Below are 26,354 nucleotides of genomic sequence, written 5' to 3'. Positions count from 1 at the left end.
GCGGCAGCGCACCGAACCGCATCGCCACCCGAGGAGAACCGTGCCCGAGCTTCCCGAGGTCGAAGTCGTGCGGCGGGGGCTGGAGCGCTGGGTGGCGGGGCGGACCGTGGAGTCCGTCGAGGTCCTGCACCCCCGCGCCGTACGGCGCCATCCGGGCGGCGGGGCCGATTTCGCGGCGCGGCTGGGCGGGCGGACCATCGGGGTGCCGCGGCGGCGCGGCAAGTACCTGTGGCTGCCCCTGGAGGGCCGGGACCTGTCCGTCCTCGGGCACCTGGGGATGAGCGGGCAGCTGCTCGTGCAGCCCGCGGACGCCCCGGACGAGAAGCACCTGCGGATCCGGGTGCGCTTCGCCGACGACGCGGGGACGGAGCTGCGCTTCGTGGACCAGCGGACCTTCGGCGGCCTCTCGCTGCACGAGGTGGCCGCCGACAGCGCCGACGGCCTGCCCGACGTCATCGCGCACATCGCGCGCGATCCCCTGGACCCGTTGTTCGACGAGACCGCCTACCACCTCGCGCTGCGCGCCAAGCGGACCACCGTCAAGCGGGCGCTGCTGGACCAGTCGCTGATCAGCGGGGTCGGCAACATCTACGCGGACGAGGCGCTGTGGCGGGCCCGGCTGCACTACGAGCGCCCGACCGCCACCCTCACCCGCCCGCGGAGCGCGGAACTCCTCGGCCACGTCCGGGACGTCATGAACGCGGCGCTGGCCGTCGGCGGTACCAGCTTCGACAGCCTCTACGTCAACGTGAACGGCGAATCGGGCTACTTCGACCGTTCGCTCGACGCCTACGGCCGCGAGGACGAGCCCTGCCGCCGCTGCGGCGCGCCCATGCGCCGCCGCGCCTGGATGAACAGGTCCAGCTACTTCTGCCCGCGCTGTCAGCGCGCCCCGCGCGTCTCGTCGTAGGACTGCCGCGAGCTCAGGACCTGCGGCATGCTCCCCTCCAGGAAATGGATGAGCGAGAGCAGCCGGTTCGCCACCTCGACGCCGAGCGGGGTCAGTTCGTAGTCCACGCGGGGCGGGTTCGTCGGCTGGGCGTCGCGGTGGACCATGCCGTCGCGCTCCAGCGCGTGCAGGGTCTGGGAGAGCATCTTCTCGCTCACGCCCTCCACCCGGCGGCGCAGTTCGTTGAAGCGGCACGGGCCTTCGCGCAGCGCGCCCACGGTGAGACTGCCCCAGCGGCCGGTGACGTGCTCCAGGGTCTCCCGGGAGGGGCACGCGCGCGCGAAGGCGTCGTAGGCAAGGTCGCAGCCGGCGGCTTCGATACAGGCGGCGTCGGTGGGGGCGGCTGGTGTCTCCATGGGAAGAGCGTACCTCCATGCAGCGCTAACCTATGGGTTGCGCTTTCTGAAAGTTAGTGCTTCTCTTCTTCTCGTCGCAGTCTTCCCTCGCCGCACCACGGACCGTGGGGGCGAGGACGTCACGAGGAGAACCACCGTGTCCGCCACCCCGCACACCCCCGTCGTCTCGATCGCCTACCACTCCGGCTACGGCCACACCGCCGTGATCGCCGAGGCCGTCCGCAGCGGCGCCGCCGACGCGGGCGCCATCGTCCACCTGATCAAGGTCGACGAGATCGACGACGCGCAGTGGGAGCTGCTCGACGCCTCCGACGCGATCGTCTTCGGCTCCCCGACCTACATGGGCACCGCCTCCGGCGCCTTCCACGTCTTCGCCGAGGCGACCTCCAAGCGCTGGTTCGCCGACGCCTGGCAGGACAAGGTGGCCGCCGGCTTCACCAACTCCGCCTCCAAGAGCGGCGACAAGCTGCACACGCTGCAGTTCTTCCAGATCCTGGCGGCGCAGCACGGCATGAGCTGGGTCAACCTGGGCCTGAAGCCGGGCTGGAACGCCAGCACCGCCTCGGAGAACGACCTCAACCGCCTCGGCGTCTTCGCGGGCGCCGCGGCCCAGTCCAACTCGGACGAGGGCGTGGAAGGGGTGCACAAGGCGGACATCGCGACCGCCGAGCACCTGGGCCGGCGCGTCGCCGAGCACACCCGGGTCGTCGTCGCGGGCCGCGCGGCCCTGGCGGCCGGGGTCTGACCGCCGCGAGGCGCACGGGGCGCCCGGCCGCGCGGGCAGGCGTGCGCGCCTCGGGTGCGTGAGGCGCCGGGCCGCGATCTAGAAGCCGAAGTCCTGGGTCCACCAGGGGCCGCCGGCGGCGAAGTGGGCGCCGACTCCCAGGGTGCGGAACTCGCAGTTGAGGATGTTGGCCTTGTGGCCGGGGCTGTTCATCCAGGAGTTCATGACGGACACCGCGTCACCCTGGCCGCGGGCTATGTTCTCGCCGCCGAGGCCGGAGAGGCCGGCCTGGGCGGCACGGTCCCAGGGGGTGTTCCCGTCCGGGTCGGTGTGGTCGAAGAAGCCGCGGGTGGCCATGTCCTTGCTGAAGGCGCCCGCCAGCGCCGCGAGGGGCGGGTTCGCCCGGACCGGACCGCAGCCGGCCTGCGCGCGCGCCTGGTTCACCAAGGTCACCACGGCGGCCTCCTCGGCCGAATGGCCGTCCCCGGCCGGCGGCGGGGCGACCGGCGGCGGGGCGACCGGAGGCTTGGGAGCGGGCTTGGGCGGGGCCGGCTTCACGGGCGCCGGTTTCATGGGGGCCGGCTTTACGGGCGCCGGTTTCACGGGCGCCGGTTTCACGGGCGCTGGCGCCGCGATCTTCGGCGGCGCCTTCGTGGTCGGCGCGGCCGCGGGGGGCGCGCTCGGTGAGGCCGGAGCGGAGGGCGGCGCGGACGAGGAGGGCGGGGCCGACGGGGTCGGTGAGGCGGAGGCCGAGGGGGAGGGGGAGGCCGAGAGGGAGGCCGACGGGGAAGGGGAGGCCGACGGGCTGCCGGAGGGCGAGCCCGTACCGGCGCCGGCGGGGGCGCGTCCGGACAGGTTGGCGAGGCCGCCCTGCCGCTCCGCCGCCCCGCCCGGGTCCGACGGGGCCTTCGCGAGGGCCTCGGACTCGTCCGCCGTGTCCGGAGCGCTGATTCCCACATAGGGGAAGGAGTCGCCGACCGGCACCATGCCGGTGGTGACGGCCGCCGTCCCGAGGGCCACGGCCACGGACACGCCGAGCAGGCCGGCGCGCAGGGCGGTGGAGCGCTTGCCGCCGCGGCGCGGTGCGGCGTGGAGTCCGTGGCGTCCCATCGGCGTCGTGCCTTCCTTACCAGGTGAAGATCATCCCTAACTCACCCAAATGGGTGAGTTCATTGCTGCGCGACTGTACGCCATGGGGCCAGGGGGGCGATGTGCCGCGAAATCGTTTGCCCGGTTAGCGTTCACGCATGAACGAAGACGTCCGTCTGACCGCCTGGGTGCGCGGTCGGGTACAGGGAGTGGGCTTCCGCTGGTTCACCAGGGCCAATGCTCTGGAGATCGGGGAGCTGGCCGGCTTCGCACTCAACCTCGACGACGGGCGGGTGCAGGTGGTGGCAGAAGGTCAACGTGAGAATTGCCACCGGCTGCTCGACTGGCTGCGCTCGGCCGACACGCCCGGGCGGGTGGACGGCGTGACAGAGATCTGGGGCACACCGCGCGGTGGCTACGACGGGTTCGCCATCCGCTGAGCGATTGTGCTGATCATGTACTGATCACACCCCGGCACCGTCCGCACACGGTCGGAACTGCGCGTTCTGGCGCCGGCGCGTTGCCGACGCCGCCGAATCGTGGAAGGCTCGGAGATGAGGATGATCTCCACTCCCCTTGCGGGGGCCGGGCTGCCCGCCGATACAGGGCGTGATCGTGTTGACCGTCAAACTTTTTGGTGAGACGCTGGAAGCCCCGCGCACCTGAGCTGTTTGGCAGTGTTGGCAGTAGTAAGCGCAGTGACTGTCAGTTGCTGCCGGACACCGCGGGTGCGATTCCCTCACGACCCCGCTTCGGTCGGTCACTCAGTGTGGAGGACCATCCATCATGGCAAAGGCGCTTCTCGGTTACGTCGGCGGTTCCGATCCGCGACTCCTCGCCGAGATGCGACGGCTTCAGCAGCGCGTCCAGGACCTCGAGTCCGAGCTCGTACGGATTCAGTCCGAAAACGACGCACTGAACGCGGCCGCCGCTCAGCACGACGGAGACTCGCTGCTCGACAGCATCGGGATCGACGTACCCCAGGCGGAGCCTGCGCTCACCTGACCCGCGTCACTCGTCGCTCGACAACCAGCCCCGAATGATCTGCAAGGGACGCTTCGGCGTCCCTTCTTTCTTTCGCGCCCGCGCCCCCTCGACCCCGGGGCGGCCGGGGAGCCGCCCCTGGACGCCGGGCGTGCCCGGCACGTTCATGGGTGAAACCGGACGCGAAAGGTAGAGTCCGGCGGCGTGCACCTCAAGTCCCTGACCCTGCGCGGCTTCAAATCCTTTGCTTCCGCGACCACCCTGCGCTTCGAACCCGGCATCACCTGCGTCGTGGGTCCGAACGGCTCCGGCAAGTCCAACGTGGTGGACGCGCTGTCCTGGGTGATGGGCGAACAAGGGGCCAAATCCCTGCGCGGCGGGAAGATGGAGGACGTCATCTTCGCCGGGACCACCGGCCGCCCGCCGCTCGGGCGGGCCGAGGTCTCGCTCACGATCGACAACTCCGACGGCGCGCTGCCCATCGACTACGCCGAAGTCACCATCACCCGGATCATGTTCCGCGGCGGCAGCAGCGAGTACCAGATCAACGGTGACACCTGCCGCCTCCTCGACATCCAGGAACTGCTCTCCGACTCCGGCATCGGACGCGAGATGCACGTCATCGTCGGGCAGGGCCAGCTGGACTCCGTCCTGCACGCCGATCCGATGGGCCGCCGCGCCTTCATCGAGGAGGCGGCCGGGGTGCTGAAGCACCGCAAGCGCAAGGAGAAGGCGCTGCGGAAGCTGGACGCGATGCAGGCCAACCTGGCGCGCGTGCAGGACCTCAACAACGAGCTGCGGCGCCAGCTCAAACCCCTGGGCCGGCAGGCGGCGGTGGCCCGGCGGGCCGCGGTCATCCAGGCCGACCTGCGGGACGCGCGGCTGCGGCTGCTCGCCGACGACCTGGTCACCCTGCGGCGCGCGCTGGACGCGGAGATCGCCGACGAGGCCGCGCTGAAGGAGCGCAAGGAGGCCGCGGAGGCCCGCCTCGCGCAGGCGCTGCGCCGGGAGGCGGAGCTGGAGGAGGCGGTACGGGACCTCGCGCCGCGCCTCCAGCGGGCACAGCAGTGCTGGTACGAGCTCTCGCAGCTGGCCGAGCGGGTGCGGGGAACCGCGTCCCTGGCGGACGCGCGGGTCAAGAGCGCCTCGGCGCCGGTCGAGGAGGAGCGGCGCGGCCGCGATCCCGAGGACATGGAGCGGGAGGCGGCGCGGATCCGGGAGCAGGAGGCGGAGCTGACGGCGGCCCTGGAGGCGGCCTCCCACGCGCTGGAGGACACCGCCGGGCACCGCGCGGAGCTGGAGCGGGACCTCGCGCAGGAGGAGCGGCGGCTGCGGGACGCGGCGCGGGCCGTCGCCGACCGGCGCGAGGCACTGGCCCGGCTGACCGGCCGGCTCGGTGCGGCGCGTTCGCGGGCCGGCGCCGCGCAGGCCGAGATCGACCGGCTCGTCGCGGCGCGGGACGAGGCGCGGGTCCGGGCGGTGGCCGCGCGGGAGGAGTACGAGGCCCTGGCCGAGGAGGTCGGCGGGCTGGACGACGCGGCGGCGGTGGAGGAGGAGTACGCGGCCGCACGGTCCGCGCTCGCGGCGGCGGAGGCCGGGCTCGCCGAGGCGCGGGACGCGGTGACCGCGGCGGAGCGCTCGCGCGCGGCCGTGTCGGCGCGGCGGGACGCGCTGGCGCTGGGCCTGCGCCGCAAGGACGGTACGGGGGCCCTGCTCGCGGCGCGGGAACGGCTGGCCGGCCTGCTGGGGCCGGCGGCGGAGCGGCTGTCGGTGACTCCGGGGTACGAGGCCGCGGTGGCGGCGGCACTGGGCTCGGCGGCGGACGCGGTCGCGGTGGCGTCCCCCGAGGCGGCGGCCGGGGCGCTGCGGCACCTGCGCGAGAGCGACGCGGGCCGCGCCACGCTCCTGATCACCCCACCGGCCCGCCCGAACCCGGCGCTCCCGCTCCAGCCCCACGGCGCGCCGGACCAGGCCGGTGGACCCCCGCAGCCCCCCGCCGCCGCGCCCGACCCCCGGACCCCCGGGCCCACGGCCCCGCCCCTGCCCCCGCCCCCGCCCCTGCTCACCGTCGGTCCCGACTCCGCGCCCCGGGCGCCGGGCGCGCCGGAGGTGCCCGGGCAGGGCCATGGCCCCGGGGAGGCAGCCCGTCCCGGGCCGCCGGATGCCGAGACTCCGGCCCCGTTCGCCGCCGGTGCGGGCTCCGCGCCCCGGGCGCCGGGCGCGCCGGAGGTGCCCGGGCAGGACCAGGGCTCCGGGGAGGCAGTCCGTCCCGGGCCGTCCGATGCCGAGACTCCGGCCCCGTCCGCCGCCGGTGCGGGCTCCGCGGCCGCGGAACCGGCGCCGGGCGGGCCGGGAGTGGGGTCGCCTACCGGTGGCGGGGCGCAGGTGGTCGTGGCGCGGGCGGGGGTGGCGGCGGCCTCGCTGGTGCAGGGCGACGCCGCCGCACTGGCGGCCGTGGCCTGGGTGCTGCGGGACCACCTCGTGGTCGGGACGCTCCAGGAGGCCGCGGCCCTCGTGGCGCGGCAGCCCGGCGCGGTGGCCGTCACCGTCGAGGGAGACGTGCTCGGCGCGCACCTCGCACACGGCGGCTCCGCCGGGGCGCCCAGCCTGATTGAGGTGCAGGCGGCGGTCGACGAGGCGGCGGCGGAACTGGCCCGCCTGGACGGGCAGTGCCGCGAACTGGCCGCGGCCCAGGAGGCCGCCCGGGCCGCCCGGCAGGACGCGGCGGCCCGGGCCGAGGAGGCCGGCAAGCGCCGGCGCGCCGGTGAGCAGGCGCGCGCCGGGGTCGCGCAGCAGCTCGGACGGCTCTCCGGGGAGGCGAAGGGGGCCGCCGGCGAGGCCGAGCGCAGCGAAGCCGCGGCGGCCAAGGCCCAGGACGCGCTGGAGCAGGCGCTCATGGACGTGGAGGAGTGCGCCGAGCAGCTGGAGAGCGCGCAGGAGGTGCCCGTGGAGGAGGAGCCGGACACCTCCCGCCGGGACCGGCTCGCCGCCGACGGGGCCAATGCCCGGCAGACCGAGATGGAGGCCCGCCTCCAGCTCAGGACCCACGAGGAGCGCGTCAAGGGGCTGGCCGGACGAGCCGATTCACTCGATCGGGCGGCTCGCGCCGAACGGGAGGCCCGCGCCCGCGCCGAGCGGCGCCGGGCCAGGCTGCGCCGCGAGGCGGAGGTGGCCGCGGCGGTCGCCGACGGCGCCCGGCAGCTGCTCGCGCACGTGGAGGTCTCGCTGGGCAGGGCCGAGGCGGAGCGCGCCGCCGCCGAGCACGCCAAGGGCCTCGCCGAGCGGGAACTCGGACAGGCCAGGAACGGCGGACGGGAGCTGAAGGACGAGCTCGACAAGCTCACCGACTCCGTGCACCGCGGGGAGGTCCTGGGCGCCGAGAAGCGGCTGCGCATCGAGGCGGTCGAGACCAAGGCGCTGGAGGAGTTCGGCATGGAGGCCACCGCCCTGGTGGCCGAATACGGTCCCGACCAGCCCGTTCCGCCTTCCCCGCCCGCCGAGGGCGAGGACCTGCCCGACGATCCGGAGCACCCCCGCAACCGCCCCGGATCCTTCGTCCGCGCCGTGCAGGAAAAGCGGCTCAAGGCGGCCGAACGCGCATACCAGCAGCTCGGCAAGGTCAACCCGCTCGCCCTGGAGGAGTTCGCGGCGCTGGAGGAGCGCCACCAGTTCCTCAGCGAGCAGCTGGAGGACCTGCGCAAGACCCGCGCCGATCTCCTTCAAGTCGTGAAGGAGGTCGACGAGCGGGTGGAGCAGGTCTTCACGGAGGCCTACCGGGATACGGCCCGGCAGTTCGAGGGCGTCTTCTCGCGGCTGTTCCCCGGCGGCGAGGGCCGGCTGGTCCTGACCGATCCCGCCAACATGCTGACCACCGGGGTCGACGTGGAGGCCCGTCCGCCGGGCAAGAAGGTCAAGCGGCTCTCACTGCTCTCGGGCGGCGAACGCTCACTGACGGCCGTGGCGCTGCTGGTCTCCATCTTCAAGGCGCGGCCCAGCCCGTTCTACGTCATGGACGAGGTCGAGGCCGCCCTCGACGACACGAACCTGCAGCGGCTGATCCGGATCATGGAAGAGCTCCAGGAGAGCTCGCAGCTGATCGTCATCACGCACCAGAAACGGACGATGGAGGTCGCCGACGCGCTCTACGGCGTCTCCATGCAGGGCGACGGCGTCTCCAAGGTCATCAGCCAGCGGCTGCGCTGAGCAAGATCACTTCAAAAGGTGAACGGATGAAGTGGATTGCACCCCCGTAACGCGTTCTTCACGAGCTATTGACTTCATAAAGTGAAGCCATAAGCTCTGCTGTGCCGGTTCGACGTTCAGGTGGTGGCGAACAGTTTGCTGTGCGCCACTGGAGGAACACGAGCACGGAAGCACCCGAGCACGAGTACCCGAGCACAGAAGCACCGCACACCCCCTCACCGCCCGCCGTCGGCGCCGGGCCCAGGAGCGCACCTTGACCAGCACAGCGAACGCACCCGCGTCAGGCGGTGGCCGGGCGGCACATCCCGACCACCTCGGGCACGTCATCTTCATCACCGCGGCCGCGGCCATGGGCGGCTTCCTCTTCGGCTACGACAGCTCCGTCATCAACGGCGCCGTCGTCGCGATCCGGGACCGCTTCGACGTGGGCTCGGGGACCCTCGCGCAGGTGATCGCGGCAGCCCTGATCGGCTGCGCGATCGGCGCGGCCACCGCCGGCCGCATCGCCGACCGGATCGGCCGTATCCGGTGCATGCAGATCGCCGCCACCCTGTTCACCGTGAGCGCCATCGGCTCCGCCCTGCCCTTCGCCCTCTGGGACCTCGCCATGTGGCGCGTCATCGGCGGCTTCGGCATCGGCATGGCCTCGGTCATCGGCCCCGCCTACATCGCCGAGGTCTCCCCGGCCGCCTACCGCGGACGGCTCGCCTCGTTCCAGCAGGCGGCCATCGTCACCGGCATCGCCGTCTCGCAGCTGGTCAACTGGGGCATCCTGAACCTCGCCGACGGCGACCAGCGCGGCGAGATCGGCGGCCTGGAAGCCTGGCAGTGGATGCTCGGCGTGATGGTCATCCCCGCCGTCCTCTACGGCCTCATGTCCTTCGTGATCCCCGAGTCCCCGCGGTACCTGATCTCCGTCGGCCGCACCGAGAAGGCCAAGGACGTCCTGCGCGAGGTCGAGGGCGAGCGCATCGACACCGACGCCCGCGTGGCCGAGATCGAGCGCGCCATGCACCGCGAGCACAAGTCGACCTTCAAGGACCTGCTCGGCGGGCGCTTCGCCTTCCTGCCCATCGTCTGGATCGGCATCGGCCTCTCGGTCTTCCAGCAGCTCGTCGGCATCAACGTGATCTTCTACTACAGCTCCGCGCTGTGGCAGTCCGTCGGTATCGACCCGAGCAGCTCGTTCCTCTACTCCTTCACCACCTCGATCATCAACATCATCGGCACGGTGATCGCGATGATCTTCGTGGACCGGCTCGGCCGCAAGCCGCTCGCCCTCATCGGCTCCGTAGGCATGGCGATCTCCCTCGGCGTCGCCGCGTGGGCGTTCTCCTTCAAGGAGGGCACCGGGGACAACATCACCATGCCCGACACCCAGGGCACGGTCGCCCTGGTCGCCGCGCACTCCTTCGTCCTCTTCTTCGCCCTGTCCTGGGGTGTGGTGGTCTGGGTGCTGCTCGGCGAGATGTTCCCCAACCGCATCCGCGCCGCCGCCCTCGGCGTCGCCGCCTCCGCCCAGTGGATCGCCAACTGGGTCATCACCGTCACGTTCCCGTCGCTGGCCGACTGGAGCCTGTCCGGGGCATACGTCATCTACGCGGTCTTCGCCGCGCTCTCGATCCCCTTCATCCTCATGTGGGTGCCGGAGACCAAGGGCAAGGCGCTGGAGGAGATGGGGTAACCATCCCCGCCACCACCCCTCTCCTCGATACTGCCCCGGCTCAGTCCCTGAGCCGGGGCAGTACCTGTTCGCACAGCAGGTGCAGGCTGCGCCAGCCCTCGTCCAGCGGCATCCCGCCGCACAGCGGGTGCAGGACCAGGTTGCCCGCCTCGCCGGCGCCCCGCGCGTACACCAGCGCCTCGTCCGGCGTGAGGATCCGGTACACGCCCTCCGCCCGCAGCTGCGCCACCGAGCGCGCGCCCGACCGCACGGCGCTGCGGATGTCCTTCGACTGCCAGGAGGCATAGGCGGCCGCCTCGTGCAGGAACCGCTCGCCGTGCTCGGCCCAGACCCGGTCGGGATCCTCCGCGATGTGCAACAGCGGGGTCTGGGCGGCCGGCATCATGCAGAAGCCCTCCGTGCCGTGTTCCGCGAGCTGCTCCCGGTAGTACGCCTCCAGCTCCGGCAGGTGCGCGCTGGGGAAGAAGGGCAGCCCGAGCCGCGCCGCGCGCCGCGCCGCCGCCCGGGAACTCCCGCCGACCAGGAGCAGCGGGTGCGGCCGGGTGAAGGGGCGGGGGGTGACCCGCACGGTGCGGCCGCGGAACGCGAAGGGTTCACCGGTCCACGCCTTCAGCAGGGTCTCCAGCAGCTCGTCCTGGAGCCGGCCGCGCCGGCCCCACTCCACGCCGTGCTGCTCGTACTCCTCGGGCCGGTAGCCGATGCCCGCGACGGTGACGAGACGTCCCGCGCTCAGCAGGTCCAGTACGGCGATGTCCTCGGCGGCCTTCAGCGGGTCGTACAGCGGGCCGATGATCGCCGAGACGGTGACCGCGATCCGGCGGGTGGCGCCGAGGACGGCGCCCGCGAAGGCGAAGGGGGAGGGCAGCCAGTTGTTGTCCGTGCCGTGGTGCTCCTCGGTCTGGACGGTGTCCACCCCGCGGTCGTCGGCGTAGCGGGCCATCTCCAGCGCCGCCCTGTAGCGGGCGGAGAGGGACTCGGGGGTGCCGTTCGGGTCGACGAGGTTGAACCGGGCCACGGTGATGGGCATGGAGAGTCCCCCTTCGCCGAATGCGGGTGGCGGGCGAAGGGGGACGTTAGCTGACGTGGCGTCAGTTGGACAGGGATCCGGCGGGCTCGCGCACTGCGGCGTCCGCGCCGGCCGGGGGCCGGGCGGCCGTGCGCGGCAGTACGGCGTACAGCACGCCCGAGGTCACGATCCCGGCCACCCAGCCGAGGCCGTTGCGCCCGGTCCAGGTCGAGGCGAGCGGACCGGCGAACCAGTCGACGCGGGTGAACAGCAGGCCGACGACCAGGGCCACGGCCCAGGCGGTCATCGCCTGCCAGGCGTAGCCGCCCCGGTACCAGTAGGCGCTGCCGGGCGTGGTGTCCAGCAGCGCGGGACCGTCGTAGGACGTGCGGCGCAGCATGTCCACGCCGAAGACGCCGATCCAGGCGGAGAAGGCCACGGCCAGCAGGGTCAGGAAGGAAATGAAGGAGCCGAAGAAGCTGGTCGCGACCACCATGAGCAGGAAGCCGAAGACCAGGCTGATGACGGCGTTGACGCTGACCGCGGCGGCGCGCGGGACCTTGATGCCGAGGGTCTGCGCGGTGAAGCCGGCCGAGTACATGGACATCGAGTTGATCAGCAGCATGCCGACGACCGCGATGAGCAGGTACGGCACCGCGATCCAGGTCGGCAGCAGCTCGCCGATGAAGGAGACCGGGTCCTGCGCCGTGGCCAGGTCCGGGGTGGCGACGGCCATGACCGCACCCATCAGGACCATGGGGAGCACGACCACCCCGGCGCCGCCGATCGTCGCACCGACCATGCCCTTGGACGAGGCGGTGCGGGGCAGGTAGCGGGTGAAGTCCGGACCGGAGGGCACCCAGCTGATGCCGCCCGCAGCGATGGTGCCGATGCCCGCGACCATCATCGCGGTGGAACCGACCGGCTTGTCGAAGACGGCGGCCCAGTCGGTGGTGAAGAGCAGGTAGCCGAGGACGAGCACGCTGAAGCCGCCGAAGAGGTACGTCGACCACGTGGAGCAGACGCGCAGCGCCTTGATGCCGAGACCCGAGACCACGAAGGTGCAGCCCACGAAGAACAGCAGGGTGACGACGATGAGCGGGGTGCTGCTCTCGACGCCGAAGAGCAGGTCGAGCACGGTCAGGACGGCGTAGGCGCCGCTGACGGCGTTGATGGTCTCCCAGCCCCACCTCGCCACCCAGATCAGCGCGCCGGGGAAGAGGTTGCCGCGCTGCCCGAAGACCGCCCGCGACAGGGCCATGCCCGGGGCGCCGCCCCGCTTGCCGGCGATGGATATCAGACCGACGATCCCGTACGAGACCACCGGCGCGGCGACCGCGACGACCAGCACCTGCCAGATGTTGAGCTTGTTGAAGATCACCAGCCCGGCGCCCATGGTGAGCAGCAGCACGCTGATGTTGGCGGCCACCCAGGTGGGCACGAGCTCCCGGACCCTGCCGGTGCGCTCGCCGTCCGGGACGGGCTCCAGACCGCGGGTCTCGGCCCCGGTCCCGGTCTCGGTTGCGGTCTCCGTCGCGCCGTCGGCGGGCTCGGCAGGCATGCGGTACTCCGTGGTGGCAGGGGAGGGGAGTCGCCCATCATCGTAGGTTCGCCATTAAAAGTACAAACAGCGGCTTAATGCCCTGTAAGTGCCCACCCGCGCTCCGTGTGCGCGGGCCCCGCCCCGCGAGCCGCCCGGTGGCTGATACTGGGGTGGTTATGGAAATCCTCATCCTTGCCGTAGTCATCGCCCTGGTCGCGGTCGGCGCGATCAGCGGGCTCGTGGTCAGCAGCCGCAAGAAGAAGCAGCTGCCGCCCCCGGCGCCGTCGAGCACGCCGACCATCACTGCCCCGCCCGCCGAACCCCAGGTGGGGGAGGACGCCGCACCGACGGCACAAGAGCCGCGCCGCACCATCGAGGAGGTGGGCCTCCCCGACGCGGAGGCCGCCCTCGCCACCCCGACCGCCGTCGAGGACCCGGTCGTCGAGGCGCCGCCCGCGCCCTCGATCGAGGTGCCCGAGCCCACCGCCGGCCGCCTGGTCCGGCTGCGCGCCCGCCTCGCGCGCTCGCAGAACTCCCTCGGCAAGGGGCTGCTCACGCTGCTCTCCCGTGAGCACCTCGACGAGGACACCTGGGAGGAGATCGAGGAGACCCTCCTCATCGCCGACGTCGGCGTCGTGCCGACCCAGGAACTGGTCGAGCGGCTCCGCGAGCGGGTCCGGGTGCTCGGCACCCGCACCCCGGCGGACCTGCGCACCCTGCTCAAGGAGGAGCTGCTGACCCTGGTCGGCACCGACTTCGACCGCGCCGTGAAGACCGAGAGCGGCGTCGACACCCCGGCCGTCGTCATGGTCGTCGGCGTCAACGGCACCGGCAAGACCACCACCACCGGCAAGCTGGCCCGCGTGCTCGTCGCCGACGGGCGCAGCGTGGTCCTGGGAGCGGCTGACACCTTCCGCGCCGCCGCCGCCGACCAGCTCCAAACCTGGGGCGAGCGCGTCGGCGCCCGCACCGTGCGCGGCCCCGAGGGCGGCGACCCGGCCTCGATCGCCTACGACGCGGTCAAGGAGGGCATCGCCGAGGGCGCCGACGTGGTGCTCATCGACACCGCCGGCCGCCTGCACACCAAGACCGGGCTCATGGACGAGCTCGGCAAGGTCAAGCGCGTCGTGGAGAAGCACGGCCCGCTGGACGAGATCCTGCTGGTGCTGGACGCCACCACCGGCCAGAACGGCCTGACTCAGGCCCGCGTCTTCGCCGAGGTCGTGGACATCACCGGCATCGTGCTGACGAAGCTCGACGGCACCGCCAAGGGCGGCATCGTCGTCGCCGTCCAGCGCGAGCTGGGTGTCCCGGTCAAGCTGATCGGGCTGGGCGAGGGCCCGGACGACCTTGCGCCCTTCGAGCCGGAGGCGTTCGTGGACGCCCTCATCGGCGACTGAGCCCGACTGGTCGCATACCGGGCCGGGTGCCCCCGCGTTCCGCCAGGAACCCGGGGGCACCCGGCTGTGTGCGTGGCGAGCGGCGGCGGAGCGGGGAACGCTCGTGATCAATACATCTAGCGGCGCAGGCGGTGGCAGATGTAGGCGAGCGTGCCCAGCAGCAGCCGCGCCTGCGGGGGACCGCCGGCCGTGTCGAGGGCCGGCGGCCGCAGCCATCCGGCCCTGCCCAGTCCGGCCCGGTCCGAGGGCGGAGCCGTCACGAAGGAGCCCCGGCCCAGCGCCCGCAGGTCGAGGTCGGCGTCGTCCCAGCCCATCCGGTAGAGCAGCCGCGGCAGCTCTACCGCCGCTCCCGGAGCCACGAAGAACTGCGCCCGCCCGTCCGGCGTCACGATGACCGGCCCGAGCGGCAGGCCCATCCGCTCCAGGCGCACCAGCGCGCGCCGGCCGGCCTCCTCGGACACCTCGATGACGTCGAAGGAGCCGCCCACCGGCAGCAGCGCCGCGGCGCCCGGATAATCGCCCCAGGCGCCTGCGACCTCGTCGAGGGTGGCCCCGGCCTTGACGGTGGGGGCGAAGGGCAGTGGGTGCGCCCCGGGGGCGGCGCACCGCGCGTCCCCGCAGGAGCAGTCCCGGGACGGGCCCGCGGCCCGGGCGCCGGGGACCACGTCCCAGCCCCACAGCCCGGTGTACTCCGCCACCGCCGTGCACTCCGAGGTCCGGCCCCGGCGCCGGGAGCCGGAACGGAACTCCCTGGTGCCGCGGCTGCCGCCGATCGTGAAGCCCATGCCCATGCCCCCTCCAACGGGTCGGACGCGCCGGTGGTTACGACGTCGGCGCGCCCGGCTGCGCCCGTCGCCGCCGGGGGACCTCCACTGCCGCCCGGCGCACTCCTCGCCGCGCGCGCCCCGTGCGCACTCCTGTGCACCCGATCCTTTTCGCCGTGGTGTCAAGTGAATCGCGCCTGGCCGGTGGCGACTTCATTCGAAGGGGTGGCGAATGGTGGCGTTTGCGGGATCGACCTCGCTGGAGGGGTGATCGTAGGATTACTTTCAGTGCACGAACCCCAATGGCGTATCGAGCGTGGGTATGCCGGAGGCAATGCGTGGAGGACTTGTGAAGGTCCCCGGCGGGGCTCGCCGCCCGCGCCAAGGTTTCGTGTGGAAGATGCTGAGCGGATGGGGGCGTTCCAGTGAGCGGCAACGGCGCAAGCGGAACGGACGACGGTTCCGCCGACCGCAATGACCGGCTGACCTCGTGGTTCGTCCGCAGCGGCTGGTCGAAGGGCGAACTCGCCCGCCAGGTCAACCGCCGGGCCCGCCAGATGGGCGCCCACCACATCAGCACGGACACCTCCCGGGTGCGCCGCTGGCTCGACGGCGAGCAGCCCCGCGAGCCCGTCCCGCGGATCCTCTCCGAGCTGTTCTCGGAGCGCTTCGGCTCCGTCGTCGCCATCGAGCACCTGGGCCTGCGCACCGCCCACCAGACCCCCTCGGTCTCCGGCGTGGACCTGCCGTGGGCCGGCCCGCAGACCGTCGAGCTGCTCGGCGAGTTCTCCCGCAGCGACCTGATGCTGGCCCGCCGCGGATTCCTCGGGACCTCGCTCGCGCTCTCCGCAGGCCCCGCCCTCATCGAGCCCATGCAGCGCTGGCTCGTCCCGGTCCCGGCGGCCGACCCGGGGCAGCGCACGGCGGGGCCGGCAGGCGCCGGCCGCAGGCCGCGGCTCTCCGAACCAGAGCTCGACCTGCTGGACGCCACCACCGTGATGTTCCGCCAGTGGGACGCCCAGTGCGGCGGCGGACTGCGCCGCAAGGCCGTCGTGGGCCAGCTCCACGAGGTGACCGACCTGCTCCAGGAGAACCACGCCGGCCCCGTCATGAAGCGGCTCTTCAAGGTCGCCGCGGAGCTCGCCGAGCTGGCCGGCTGGATGAGCTACGACATCGGCCTGCACCCCACCGCGCAGAAGTACTTCGTCCTCGCGCTGCACGCCGCCAAGGAGGCCGGCGACAAGCCGCTCGGCTCGTACATCCTGTCCGGCATGAGCCGTCAGATGATCCACCTGGGACGCCCCGAGGACGCCCTGGAACTCATCCACCTCGCCCAGTACGGCAGCCGCGACTGCGCCGGCCCGCGCACCCAGGCCATGCTGTATGCGATGGAGGGCCGCGCCTACGCCAACATGGGGCAGCCCAGCCGGTGCAAGCGGGCCGTGCGGATGGCCGAGGACACCTTCGGCGACGTGGCCTTGGGGGGCGAGCCCGAACCCGACTGGATCCGCTTCTTCTCCGAGGCCGAGCTGAACGGCGAGAACTCCCACTCCTACCGCGACCTGGCCTACGTCGCCGGCCGCAGCCCCACCTACGCCTCCCTCGCCGAACCGGTCATGGCGCGGGCCGTCGAACTCTTCGAGAAGGACGAGGAGCACCAGCGCTCCTACGCCCTCAACCTCATCGGCATGGCCACCGTCCACCTGCTGCGCCGCGAGCCCGAGCAGGCCACCGTCCTCGTCGGCCAGGCCCTGGACGTGGCGCGAAAGGTGCGGTCCGAAAGGGTGAACACCCGGCTGCGCAAGACCGTCGACACCGCCGCCCGTGAGTACGGCGACGTCGCCGACGTGGTCCGCCTCACCGATGTCCTCGCCGCCCGCCTCCCCGAGGCCGCGGAGGCCGTCTGACGGCCCGCGCGGCCGCCCCCAAGGCCCCGGCCGCGGCGCTCACCCCGTGAAGCCCGATCAGGCTCCCCCAGCCAGGACATCCGGGTCATCGCCGCGGTCGGCCACATGAACGGTCCGTTCATGGACGCGTAACACGCACGACCTCTTCGTCATCGGCGTGAAACACCCAGCGGCGCCGCCGGAAACCGGCCTGCGCGAATCTCAGGGTCAATAACCGGCCAGCCCCACCCCAGGCCCAGACCCTGAACGCCGCCCACGTTTCACGATCGCCCGCACGCGAACGTACCGACGACGAGGAGACGCCGATGGCATCAGCCATCACGACCCTCGCGGCAGACGCCCCGACGCTGTCTGCCGCGAACACCGGGTTCATGCTCATCTGCTCCGCCCTGGTCATGCTGATGACCCCGGGACTCGCCTTCTTCTACGGAGGCATGGTCCGCGTCAAGAGCAGCCTCAACATGCTGATGATGAGCTTCATCAGCCTCGGGATCGTCACGATCCTGTGGGTCCTCTACGGCTTCAGCCTCGCCTTCGGCACCGACTCCGGCTCGCTCATCGGCTGGAACTCCGACTACGTCGGCCTCAGCGGCATCGGCATCACCGAGCTGTGGGACGGCTACACCATCCCGGTCTACGTCTTCGCCGTCTTCCAGCTCATGTTCGCCGTCATCACCCCGGCCCTGATCAGCGGCGCCCTCGCCGACCGCGTGAAGTTCAGCGCCTGGGCCCTCTTCAGCGCCCTGTGGGTCACGATCGTCTACTTCCCCGTCGCCCACTGGGTCTGGGGCGCAGGCGGCTGGCTCTTCGAACTCGGCGTCATCGACTTCGCCGGCGGCACCGCCGTCCACATCAACGCGGGCGCCGCCGCCCTCGGCGTGATCCTGGTCATCGGCAAGCGCGTCGGCTTCAAGCGCGACCCCATGCGCCCGCACAGCCTCCCCCTGGTCATGCTGGGCGCCGGTCTGCTCTGGTTCGGCTGGTTCGGCTTCAACGCCGGCTCCTGGCTCGGCAACGACGACGGCGTCGGCGCCGTGATGTTCGTCAACACCCAGGTCGCCACCGCCGCCGCCATGCTGGCCTGGCTCGCCTACGAGAAGCTGCGCCACGGCTCCTTCACCACCCTCGGCGCCGCCTCCGGCGCGGTCGCGGGCCTCGTCGCCATCACCCCCTCCGGCGGTGCGGTCAGCCCGCTCGGCGCGATCGCCGTCGGCGCCATCGCCGGCGTGCTGTGCGCCATGGCGGTGGGCCTGAAGTACAAGTTCGGCTACGACGACTCCCTCGACGTGGTCGGCGTCCACCTCGTCGGCGGTGTGGCCGGTTCCCTGCTCGTGGGCCTCTTCGCCACCGGCGGGGTCCAGTCCGACGTCGCCGGCCTCTTCTACGGCGGCGGCCTGGAACAGCTCGGCAAGCAGGCCATCGGAGTCTTCTCCGTCCTCGCCTACTCTCTCGTGGCGTCCGCGGTGCTCGCCTTCCTCCTCGACAAGACGATCGGGATGCGGGTCACCGAAGACGTCGAGGTCTCCGGCATCGACCAGGTCGAGCACGCCGAGACGGCCTACGACTTCAGCGGAGCCGGCGGTGGAACCTCCTCGCGGAGCACCGCCGCCCCCGCCCCCGCTTCCGCCGCGAGCAAGAAGGTTGACGCATGAAGCTGATCACCGCGATCGTCAAGCCCCACAAGCTGGACGAGATCAAGGACGCCCTCCAGACGTTCGGGGTCCAGGGGCTCACGGTCACCGAGGCCAGCGGCTACGGCCGCCAGCGCGGCCACACCGAGGTCTACCGCGGCGCCGAGTACACCGTGGACCTCGTGCCCAAGATCCGCATCGAGGTACTCACCGACGACGCCGACGCCGAAGAGGTGATCCGGGTCATCGTGAGCGCCGCCGCCACCGGGAAGATCGGCGACGGCAAGGTGTGGAGCGTCCCCGTGGACTCGGTGGTCCGGGTCCGCACCGGCGAGCGCGGCGCTGACGCGCTCTAGGTGACGGGAGCTCCCGGGTGACGAGCGTCGAAGAGACCACGGACGGCACGGCCGACTCGGGACCCGGCGGATACGCCGCGGCCCGGCTGCGGCTCCTCCAGGAGGAGTCGCGGTCCGGGCCCGCCCGGCGTTCCGCCCTGGCCGCTCTGACCGACACATGGCTGAACGGCCTGTTCACGACCGCCGTACGGGAGACGGGCGTGCGCGGCGCGGCCCTCGTGGCCGTCGGCGGCTACGGGCGGGCCGAGCTCTCCCCGCGCAGCGACCTCGACCTCGTGCTGCTGCACGACGGGAAGGCCGCCCCGCAGGATCTGAGCGCACTGGCCGACCGCATCTGGTACCCGGTCTGGGACCTGGGCCTGGCCCTGGACCACTCGGTGCGCACCCCGGGCGAGGCCCGCAGGACCGCCGCCGAGGACCTCAAGGTGCACCTCGGCCTGCTCGACGCCCGGCCCGTCGCCGGCGACATCGGCCTCCTCGCCGGCCTGCGCACCTCCGTCCTCGCCGACTGGCGCAACCAGTCGGCCAGACGGCTCCCGCAGCTGCACTCCCTGTGCCGGGAGCGGGCCGAGCGGGCCGGAGAACTGCGCTTCCTGCTCGAACCCGACCTCAAGGAGGCCCGCGGCGGACTCCGGGACGTCACCGCGCTGCGGGCCGTCGCCGCCTCCTGGCTGGCCGACGCCCCGCGCGAGGGCCTGGCCGAGGCCCGGCGGCGGCTCCTGGACGTGCGCGACGCCCTGCACCTGGTGACGGGCCGGGCCACCGACCGGCTCTCCCTCCAGGAGCAGGACCAGGTCGCCGAGCAGCTCGGGCTGCTCGACGCGGACGCGCTGCTGCGCGAGGTCTACGAGGCCGCCCGGGTCATCTCGTACGCCGGCGACGTCACCTGGCGCGAGGTCGGGCGGGTGCTGCGCTCCCGCGCCGCCCGGCCGAGGCTGCGCGGCCTGCTGGGCACCCGGGGCGCCGCGGCCGTCGAGCGGGCCCCCCTGGCCGAGGGCGTCGTGGAATCCGACGGCGAGGCCGTGCTGGCCCTGGCCGCGCGGCCCGACCGCGATCCGGTGCTGGCGCTGAGGCTGGCCGCCGCCGCCGCGCAGGCGGGGCTTCCCGCATCGCTCCACGCCCTGCGCAGGCTCGCCGCCCAGGCCAAACCCCTGCCGGTGCCCTGGCCCGCGGAGGCGCGCGAGCAGCTCCTGACCCTGCTGGGGGCGGGAGAGCCCACGGTGGCCGTGTGGGAGGCCCTGGAGGCCGAGGGCCTGATCACCCGGCTGCTTCCCGACTGGGAGCGGGTGCGGTGCCGCCCGCAGCGCAATCCCGTCCACACCTGGACGGTGGACCGGCACCTGATCGAGACGGCCGTGCGGGCCTCGGCCCTCACCCGCCGCGTCGGCCGTCCCGACCTGCTGCTGATGGCCGCCCTGCTGCACGACATCGGCAAGGGCTGGCCCGGGGACCACTCGGTGGCCGGCGAGACGATCGCCCGGGACATGGCGGCACGGGTCGGCTTCGACGCGCAGGACGTCACCGTGCTCGGCACGCTCGTACGCCACCACCTGCTGCTGGTCGACACCGCGACGCGGCGCGACCTGGACGATCCGGCGACCGTACGGGCCGTCGCCGAGGCCGTCGGATCGGTGGGCACGCTGGAGATACTGCACGCCCTGACGGAGGCCGACGCCCTGGCCACCGGGCCGGCCGCGTGGAGCACCTGGCGGGGGTCGCTGGTCGCCGACCTCGTCGCCCGCGTCGCCGCCGTCCTGCGCGGCACCACCCCCGCGGCCCGCGAGCCGCAGATCCCCACGACCGAACAGGAACGCCTCGCGGTGGAGGCGCTGCGCACCGGCGAGCCGGTGCTCGCCCTCCACACCCGCCACGAGGAGGACGCGGTCGGTGTGGAACTGGTCATCGCCGTCCCCGACCAGCCCGGGGTCCTGCCGGCCGTGGCCGGGGTGCTGGCCCTGCACCGGCTCACCGTCCGGGCCGCCGACCTGCGTTCCATGGAGCTCCCGGACCCGCCGGGGGAAGTCCTGGTGCTCGGCTGGCGGGTGGCCGCCGCATACGGATCGCTGCCGGAGGCCGCGCGGCTGCGCACCGACCTGATCCGCGCGCTGGACGGCTCGCTCGACGTCCCGGCCAAGCTGGCGGACCGCGAGGCGGCCTATCCGCGCCGCCGGGGAGTTCTCCCGCCGCCGCCCCGGGTCGCGGTGGTCGCGGACGTCTCCTCGCTGGCCACCGTCCTGGAGGTCCGGGCCCCGGACGCGGTGGGACTGCTGCACCGCATCGGCCGCGCCCTGGAGGACGGGGGAGTGCGCGTGCGCAGCGCGCACGTCTCGACGCTGGGCGCGAACGCCGTCGACACCGTGTATGTGGTCGACGCGGACGGCAAACCCCTGTCCGGCCGGTCGGCGGCCACCCTGGCCACGGCGGTGACCGCGGCCCTGTCGTAGCCGCCGCCCGCGGGGAAGGGGGCCCGGGCGCGGCCCCGGGCCCCCGGGCCGCCGCAGCCGGGGCGGGCCGGGGAAATGCGACCGCAGGGCCGCGCCGGTGGCGCGGCCCGATACTCTGGGGGACGACCACAACGCCCCCGACCCGAGGAATCGCGACCACCGTGTTCGATACGCTCTCCGACCGCTTGGCGAATACCTTCAAGGGCCTGCGCGGCAAAGGCCGGCTGTCCGAGGCTGACATCGACGCAGCGGCCCGGGAAATCCGTATCGCCCTCCTCGAGGCCGACGTCGCCCTCCCGGTCGTCCGCTCCTTCATCGCGAACGTCAAGGAGAGGGCCCGCGGCGAGGAGGTCAGCAAGGCGCTGAACCCCGGCCAGCAGGTCCTCAAGATCGTCAACGACGAGCTGGTGACGATCCTCGGCGGCGAGACCCGGCGGCTGCGCTTCGCCAAGACCGCGCCCACCGTGATCATGCTGGCCGGCCTCCAGGGTGCCGGTAAGACCACCCTCGCCGGAAAGCTCGGCCTCTGGCTCAAGGGGCAGGGCCACGCACCGCTCCTGGTCGCCTGCGACCTCCAGCGTCCCAACGCCGTCAACCAGCTCTCCGTCGTCGCCGAGCGCGCGGGCGTCGCGGTCTACGCGCCCCAGCCCGGCAACGGAGTCGGCGACCCGGTCCAGGTCGCCAAGGACTCCATCGAGTACGCGCGCACCAAGCAGTACGACATCGTCATCGTCGACACGGCCGGACGCCTCGGCATCGACGCCGAACTGATGCGGCAGGCCGCGGACATCCGCGACGCCGTCAGCCCGGACGAGATCCTCTTCGTCGTCGACGCCATGATCGGCCAGGACGCGGTCAACACCGCCGAGGCCTTCCGCGACGGCGTCGGCTTCGACGGCGTCGTGCTCTCCAAGCTCGACGGCGACGCGCGGGGCGGTGCGGCGCTGTCCATCGCGCACGTCACCGGCAAGCAGATCATGTTCGCCTCGAACGGCGAGAAGCTCGACGAGTTCGACGCCTTCCACCCGGACCGCATGGCGGGCCGGATCCTCGACATGGGTGACATGCTCACCCTCATCGAGCAGGCCGAGAAGACCTTCTCGCAGGCCGAGGCCGAGAAGATGGCGGCCAAGCTCGCGAAGGGGCCCAAGGAGTTCACGCTCGACGACTTCCTGGCCCAGATGGAGCAGGTCCGCAAGATGGGCTCCATCTCCAAGCTGCTCGGCATGCTGCCCGGCATGGGGCAGATCAAGGACCAGATCAACAACATCGACGAGCGCGACGTGGACCGCACCGCCGCGATCATCAAGTCGATGACCCCGGCCGAGCGCCAGGACCCCACGATCATCAACGGCTCGCGCCGTGCCCGTATCGCCAAGGGCTCCGGCACCGAGGTCAGCGCCGTCAAGTCCCTCGTCGAACGCTTCTTCGACGCCCGCAAGATGATGTCGCGCATGGCGCAGGGCGGCGGCATGCCGGGGATGCCCGGCATCCCCGGGATGGGCGGCGGCCCGGGCCGGCAGAAGAAGCAGGTCAAGCAGGCCAAGGGCAAGCGCAAGAGCGGCAACCCGATGAAGCGCAGGGAAGAGGAGGCGGCGGCGGCCGCCCGGCGCGAGGCGGGTCCGCAGACCGCAGAGCCGGCGGCCGGCGGCAACCCCTTCGGCCTCCCGGCCGGCGCCGGGCAGCCCGGGCAGGACTTCGACCTTCCGGACGAGTTCAAGAAGTTCATGAAGTAGGACGCAGGCAGGTACGCCGGGGAGGGCCCCGGCCGCGGGTGGACCCCTTCAGGTCACGCGGCCGGGGCCCTCCCGTATGGCGGGAGTGGCGGGAGCACCGACCGCGTTCGTCGCCCGTGGCCGGAGGGGTGGCGCCGTGTGCGGTCAGCCTCCCGGCCGCCGCCCCCGGCATTGCGCGGGCGGCCAGGGGCCACGACACGGACTGACGGACTGACCGACCGGAGGGCGCGGCACGGACCGGCTCACCGCCCCGGCGGGGACCGGCTCACCGTCCCGGCGGGGACCGGCTTGCCGCCGCGGCGCGGACCGGCCGGGCCGGTTACGCCATCCGGGCGATCACGTACCGGAAGACGTTCGGCAGCCACACCGCCCCGTCGGGCCGCTCGTACGGGTGGAGGGCCTCCGACAACTCCTTCTCCGCCAGCGCCGGATCGGCCGTCCCGCTCCGCCCCGCCCCGGCCGCGCCGGCGCAGCCGGTCCCCGCCACGGGGTACAGCCCCGTCGACAGCAGCCCGCGCACCGCGCTGTCCACGTCCGCGTACCCGAACGGGCAGAAGACGCGCCCCGACCCTTCGGGCCGCAGCCCCGCCCCCTCCACGAGCGCGTCCAGGTCCCTGGGCTCCGGCCCGCCGCCCAGGACCGCCGGCACCGTGCACCGCTCCGCCGGGCCCCAGTCCGCCAGCACCACCGCCCCGCCCCGGCGGACCACGGGCAGAGCGCGGTCCAGCGCCGCCGCATCCGGCGAGAAGGCCACCAATGCGTCATACGGCCCGGGCGCGGACGGCGGAGCCGCCAGCACCTCCAGCAGCCGCTCCCGGGCCAGGGCCCGCCGGGCCGGATCCGCCTCCACACCCGTGGCCACGGCTCCCCGCCCGGCCGCCAGCAGCAGGGGGAGCCCCGCCCCACAGTCCAGGCCCAGCAGCCGGTCCCCCGGCCCTACCTCCAGCCGGTCGTAGACCGCCTCGTACAGCGGTACCAGCATCCGTTCCTGGATCTCCGCCCAGTCCCGGGCGACGAGCGTCGCCGTCGGCGTCGGTGTCATCGAAAGAGCGCTCCTGATTCCGTGTCGCCCCCCTGCCCCCGTTGCCAGGGAACTCCCCATTCGCCCCCGCGTCCAGAGGAGCGAGCCACCCGATTCACGCATCGAAGGCCGGGCGCCGTACCATTCGCGCCATGGCAAAGGCACCCGTTCTCACCCCGCAGGCGGAGGATTTCCCCCGCTGGTACCAGGATCTGATCAACAAGGCCGAGCTGGCCGACAACGGTCCGGTCCGCGGCACCATGGTCATCCGGCCGTACGGCTACGGCCTGTGGGAGCGGATGCAGCAGGAGATGGACGCGCGCATCAAGGACGCGGGCGCCCAGAACGCGTACTTCCCGCTGTTCATCCCGCAGTCGTACCTGACGAAGGAGGCGGAGCACGTGGAGGGCTTCGCCCCCGAGCTCGCGGTCGTCACGCACGGCGGCGGCAAGGAGCTGGAAGAGCCGGTCGTCGTCCGGCCCACCTCCGAGACGATCATCAACGACTACTTCTCCAAGTGGGTCCAGAGCTACCGCGACCTGCCCCTGCTGATCAACCAGTGGGCCAACGTGGTCCGCTGGGAGATGCGCCCGCGCATCTTCCTCCGCACGAGCGAGTTCCTCTGGCAGGAAGGCCACACGGCCCACGCCACCTACGAGGACGCCCGCGACTACGCCGCCCGGATCCACCGCGACGTCTACGGCGACTTCATGACGAACGTGCTCGGCATCGACGTCGTGCTCGGCCGCAAGACCGCCAAGGAGCGCTTCGCCGGCGCCATCAACACCCTCACCCTCGAAGGGATGATGGGCGACGGCAAGGCCCTGCAGCTCGGCACCAGCCACGAGCTCGGCACCAACTTCGCCAAGGCCTTCAACACGCAGTACCTGTCGAAGGAAGGCAAGCAGGAGCTCGTCTGGCAGACCTCGTGGGGCGTCTCGACCCGCATGGTCGGCGGCCTGATCATGTCGCACGGCGACGACAACGGCCTGCGCGTCCCGCCGCGCCTCGCGCACGTCCAGGTCGTCGTCATGGCGATCAAGGGCGACGAGGCCGTGGCGAAGGTCCGCGAGCTCGGCGCGCAGCTGAAGGCGGCGGGCATCCGCGTCCACGTCGACGACCGCGTGGACACCCCCTTCGGCCGCCGCGCCGTGGACTGGGAGCTCAAGGGCGTACCGGTCCGCATCGAGATCGGCCCCCGCGACCTGGAGGCCGGCACCGCGATGCTGGCCCGCCGCATCCCGGGCGGCAAGACCCCGGTGCAGATCGGCGCCCTCGCCGACCTGCTGCCCAAGGTGCTCGACGAGGACCAGGCCCAGCTGCTGCGCGAATCCCGCGAGCGCCGCGAGGCCCGCACCTGCGACGTCGCCACCATCGAGGAGGCCGCCGAGGCCGCCATCGCCGGCGGCTGGGCGCGGATCCCGTGGGCCGACCTCGGCCCGGAGGGCGAGGCCAAGCTGGCCGAGCAGGCCGTCTCGGTGCGCTGCCTGATCGCCGCCGACGGTTCGGTCCCGGAGGCGGACGACGCCCCCGGCACCCTCGCCATCGTCGCGCGCTCGTACTAGACGCTCCCCACGCGCCCCGGCAGTGCGGCCCCGTGCCGCGCCGCCGGGGCGTGAGCGTCCTCAGTACGCGTTACGTACCGACTCCTCCTGAGATCGGCGCACCCGTCCTCGTCAGGACGCATGAGACTGAACTGACTGGTACGTGCAAAAAATTTGGAATGGCCCGGAATCGGAACACCGGGGCACCTCGGCTCGTTGTCACGACGTGAGCACGACACCACCTGTTCTCGCCGCAGAGCTGGCGCAGGCGTGGGCCGACATTCAGCGGTACCACCCCGAGCTGCCTGACCTTGCCGCGCCCGAGTCCCTGATCGGAGAGTCCTCGTCCGCCTGCGGCGCCGAGCTCTCCTTCGAGCGACTGCTGCACGAGGCAGTCCACGGCATCGCCGCCGCCCGCGGAGTCCGCGACACCTCGCGCGCCGGCCGCTACCACAACCGCAGATTCCTGGCGATCGCCGAGGAGATGGGGCTGGACCACTCCGAGGAACCGCACGCGAGCAGCGGCTTCTCACTCGTCACGCTCAACCCCGAGGCCAAGCGCCGCTACCGCCCCACGAGCGAGCGGCTCCAGCGCGCGCTGAAGGCGCACACGGCCGCCACGGCCGCCGACACCAAGCGGAGCTTCCGCGGACCGGCCGCCCGGCACGGTTCCTCCGGCGGCGGCGTGCGCGTCAAGGCGGTCTGCGACTGCGGGCGCAACGTACGGGTGGTCCCCTCCGTGCTGGCACAGGCGCCGATCGTGTGCGGCGGCTGCATGAAGCCCTTCCGCATCCCCGAGGTCACCATCGCGGCGGCGTCCTGAGCCGCGGATCCGACCGGCCGCGCCGCCCCCCGGGACCGTCGCCGGCGGGCCGGGCGCACCGCGGCGTACGAGCGGGCCCCGGGAGGGCGCGGCGCCCGGAACACCGACGCGGGCCGGCCGCCGGCCCGGACCGCCCTCCCCGGGCGGCGCCGCCGCAGGCGTATGGCACAATGGCTAGCTGTACTCGACA

General features: G+C 72.8%; 20 protein-coding genes. 14 read left to right on the top strand and 6 right to left on the bottom strand.

All coding sequences use genetic code 11. The features are described from left to right. Positions 1–40 precede the first annotated feature (40 nt). Positions 41–910, top strand: a complete 870-nt coding sequence (mutM, locus tag AMK16_RS08070; RefSeq protein ID WP_073911101.1) for a bifunctional DNA-formamidopyrimidine glycosylase/DNA-(apurinic or apyrimidinic site) lyase — start codon at positions 41–43, stop codon at positions 908–910. Here mutM and AMK16_RS08065 read toward each other — a convergent pair. Then, entirely contained in the window at positions 883–1,305 is a 423-nt protein-coding gene (locus AMK16_RS08065; RefSeq protein ID WP_073911099.1) for a winged helix-turn-helix transcriptional regulator, read from the bottom strand. The genes mutM and AMK16_RS08065 overlap by 28 nt on opposite strands. Positions 1,306–1,441: 136 nt before the next feature. On the opposite strand from AMK16_RS08065, the gene AMK16_RS08060 reads away from it, so the two are divergent. Continuing rightward, on the top strand, positions 1,442–2,050 hold the full coding sequence (locus tag AMK16_RS08060) for a flavodoxin family protein (RefSeq protein WP_073911097.1): 609 nt from the start codon (positions 1,442–1,444) through the stop codon (positions 2,048–2,050). A gap of 78 nt (positions 2,051–2,128) precedes the next feature. On the opposite strand, the gene AMK16_RS08055 is transcribed toward AMK16_RS08060, so the two are convergent. Next, on the bottom strand, positions 2,129–3,139 hold the full coding sequence (locus tag AMK16_RS08055; RefSeq protein WP_079191406.1) for a CAP domain-containing protein: 1,011 nt from the start codon (positions 3,137–3,139) through the stop codon (positions 2,129–2,131). 137 nt (positions 3,140–3,276) lie between these two features. Between AMK16_RS08055 and AMK16_RS08050 the strand changes: the two genes are divergently transcribed. The 4 genes from AMK16_RS08050 to AMK16_RS08035 all read left to right on the top strand — a co-directional run bounded on the left by AMK16_RS08050 (position 3,277) and on the right by AMK16_RS08035 (position 9,989). Further along, a complete protein-coding gene (locus AMK16_RS08050) occupies positions 3,277–3,558 on the top strand; it encodes an acylphosphatase (RefSeq protein WP_073911094.1) in 282 nt (93 codons plus the stop codon). Positions 3,559–3,904: 346 nt separating this feature from the next. After that, positions 3,905–4,123, top strand: a complete 219-nt coding sequence (locus AMK16_RS08045) for a hypothetical protein (RefSeq protein WP_073911092.1) — start codon at positions 3,905–3,907, stop codon at positions 4,121–4,123. Between the two features lie 183 nt (positions 4,124–4,306). Then, positions 4,307–8,305 (top strand): AAA family ATPase, encoded by a 3,999-nt coding sequence (locus AMK16_RS08040; protein WP_073911089.1) that lies wholly within the window; start codon positions 4,307–4,309, stop codon positions 8,303–8,305. 253 nt (positions 8,306–8,558) lie between these two features. Next, entirely contained in the window at positions 8,559–9,989 is a 1,431-nt protein-coding gene (locus AMK16_RS08035; protein ID WP_073911086.1) for a sugar porter family MFS transporter, read from the top strand. A 40-nt stretch (positions 9,990–10,029) separates the two neighbouring features. Here the strand turns inward: AMK16_RS08035 and AMK16_RS08030 are convergent, their stop codons facing one another. Both AMK16_RS08030 and AMK16_RS08025 read right to left on the bottom strand, forming a co-directional pair. Then, positions 10,030–11,016 (bottom strand): LLM class flavin-dependent oxidoreductase, encoded by a 987-nt coding sequence (locus AMK16_RS08030; RefSeq protein WP_073911083.1) that lies wholly within the window; start codon positions 11,014–11,016, stop codon positions 10,030–10,032. Positions 11,017–11,077: 61 nt separating this feature from the next. Next, positions 11,078–12,556 (bottom strand): cytosine permease, encoded by a 1,479-nt coding sequence (locus tag AMK16_RS08025; protein WP_073911080.1) that lies wholly within the window; start codon positions 12,554–12,556, stop codon positions 11,078–11,080. A gap of 158 nt (positions 12,557–12,714) precedes the next feature. Here AMK16_RS08025 and ftsY point away from each other — a divergent pair, with 158 nt between their 5' ends. After that, the gene (gene ftsY, locus AMK16_RS08020) at positions 12,715–13,938 is read left to right on the top strand and encodes a signal recognition particle-docking protein FtsY (RefSeq protein WP_073911077.1); all 1,224 of its coding nucleotides are present in this window, start codon (positions 12,715–12,717) and stop codon (positions 13,936–13,938) included. Positions 13,939–14,054: 116 nt separating this feature from the next. Here ftsY and AMK16_RS08015 read toward each other — a convergent pair whose 3' ends face one another. Next, positions 14,055–14,723, bottom strand: coding sequence for a bifunctional DNA primase/polymerase (locus AMK16_RS08015; RefSeq protein WP_073913383.1), 669 nt, complete (start codon positions 14,721–14,723; stop codon positions 14,055–14,057). A 404-nt stretch (positions 14,724–15,127) separates the two neighbouring features. On the opposite strand from AMK16_RS08015, the gene nsdA reads away from it, so the two are divergent. The 5 genes from nsdA (at position 15,128) to ffh (ending at position 22,776) form a co-directional block, all read left to right on the top strand. Then, positions 15,128–16,609 (top strand): transcriptional repressor NsdA, encoded by a 1,482-nt coding sequence (nsdA, locus tag AMK16_RS08010; protein ID WP_073911074.1) that lies wholly within the window; start codon positions 15,128–15,130, stop codon positions 16,607–16,609. Between the two features lie 305 nt (positions 16,610–16,914). After that, entirely contained in the window at positions 16,915–18,261 is a 1,347-nt protein-coding gene (locus AMK16_RS08005; RefSeq protein ID WP_073911071.1) for an ammonium transporter, read from the top strand. Further along, the gene (locus tag AMK16_RS08000) at positions 18,258–18,596 is read left to right on the top strand and encodes a P-II family nitrogen regulator (protein ID WP_073911068.1); all 339 of its coding nucleotides are present in this window, start codon (positions 18,258–18,260) and stop codon (positions 18,594–18,596) included. Before AMK16_RS08005 ends, AMK16_RS08000 begins: the two co-directional genes overlap by 4 nt. A gap of 17 nt (positions 18,597–18,613) precedes the next feature. Continuing rightward, positions 18,614–21,040 carry a [protein-PII] uridylyltransferase gene (locus tag AMK16_RS07995; RefSeq protein WP_073911065.1) on the top strand — a complete coding sequence of 809 codons (2,427 nt, stop codon included), beginning with the start codon at positions 18,614–18,616 and terminating at the stop codon, positions 21,038–21,040. A 161-nt stretch (positions 21,041–21,201) separates the two neighbouring features. Beyond that, on the top strand, positions 21,202–22,776 hold the full coding sequence (gene ffh / locus AMK16_RS07990) for a signal recognition particle protein (RefSeq protein WP_073911064.1): 1,575 nt from the start codon (positions 21,202–21,204) through the stop codon (positions 22,774–22,776). A gap of 319 nt (positions 22,777–23,095) precedes the next feature. Here ffh and AMK16_RS07985 read toward each other — a convergent pair whose 3' ends face one another. Next, complete coding sequence (locus tag AMK16_RS07985) at positions 23,096–23,818, bottom strand: class I SAM-dependent methyltransferase (RefSeq protein ID WP_073911061.1); 723 nt, start codon at positions 23,816–23,818, stop codon at positions 23,096–23,098. Positions 23,819–23,949: 131 nt separating this feature from the next. On the opposite strand from AMK16_RS07985, the gene proS reads away from it, so the two are divergent. Both proS and AMK16_RS07975 read left to right on the top strand, forming a co-directional pair. Then, on the top strand, positions 23,950–25,362 hold the full coding sequence (gene proS, locus AMK16_RS07980) for a proline--tRNA ligase (protein ID WP_073911058.1): 1,413 nt from the start codon (positions 23,950–23,952) through the stop codon (positions 25,360–25,362). A 205-nt stretch (positions 25,363–25,567) separates the two neighbouring features. Continuing rightward, the gene (locus tag AMK16_RS07975) at positions 25,568–26,164 is read left to right on the top strand and encodes a hypothetical protein (protein ID WP_073911055.1); all 597 of its coding nucleotides are present in this window, start codon (positions 25,568–25,570) and stop codon (positions 26,162–26,164) included. The last annotated feature ends 190 nt before the right edge of the window (positions 26,165–26,354 follow it).

It is taken from the genome of Streptomyces sp. CB00455, from assembly GCF_001905445.1.
Taxonomy (GTDB): Bacteria; Actinomycetota; Actinomycetes; order Streptomycetales; family Streptomycetaceae; genus Streptomyces.
This window is presented reverse-complemented; position numbering and strand designations above follow the sequence as displayed.

What these genes read in the sequence shown, in the direction of transcription:
- AMK16_RS08065 (WP_073911099.1), bottom strand. Translation starts at nt 1,305, where the DNA reads ATGGAGACACCAGCCGCCCCCACCGACGCCGCCTGTATCGAAGCCGCC.
- AMK16_RS08005 (WP_073911071.1), top strand. Translation starts at nt 16,915, where the DNA reads ATGGCATCAGCCATCACGACCCTCGCGGCAGACGCCCCGACGCTGTCT.
- AMK16_RS08015 (WP_073913383.1), bottom strand. Translation starts at nt 14,723, where the DNA reads ATGGGCTTCACGATCGGCGGCAGCCGCGGCACCAGGGAGTTCCGTTCC.
- AMK16_RS08025 (WP_073911080.1), bottom strand. Translation starts at nt 12,556, where the DNA reads ATGCCTGCCGAGCCCGCCGACGGCGCGACGGAGACCGCAACCGAGACC.
- proS (WP_073911058.1), top strand. Translation starts at nt 23,950, where the DNA reads ATGGCAAAGGCACCCGTTCTCACCCCGCAGGCGGAGGATTTCCCCCGC.
- AMK16_RS08000 (WP_073911068.1), top strand. Translation starts at nt 18,258, where the DNA reads ATGAAGCTGATCACCGCGATCGTCAAGCCCCACAAGCTGGACGAGATC.
- AMK16_RS07985 (WP_073911061.1), bottom strand. Translation starts at nt 23,818, where the DNA reads ATGACACCGACGCCGACGGCGACGCTCGTCGCCCGGGACTGGGCGGAG.
- AMK16_RS08030 (WP_073911083.1), bottom strand. Translation starts at nt 11,016, where the DNA reads ATGCCCATCACCGTGGCCCGGTTCAACCTCGTCGACCCGAACGGCACC.
- AMK16_RS08055 (WP_079191406.1), bottom strand. Translation starts at nt 3,139, where the DNA reads ATGGGACGCCACGGACTCCACGCCGCACCGCGCCGCGGCGGCAAGCGC.
- AMK16_RS08050 (WP_073911094.1), top strand. Translation starts at nt 3,277, where the DNA reads ATGAACGAAGACGTCCGTCTGACCGCCTGGGTGCGCGGTCGGGTACAG.
- AMK16_RS08045 (WP_073911092.1), top strand. Translation starts at nt 3,905, where the DNA reads ATGGCAAAGGCGCTTCTCGGTTACGTCGGCGGTTCCGATCCGCGACTC.
- ftsY (WP_073911077.1), top strand. Translation starts at nt 12,715, where the DNA reads ATGGAAATCCTCATCCTTGCCGTAGTCATCGCCCTGGTCGCGGTCGGC.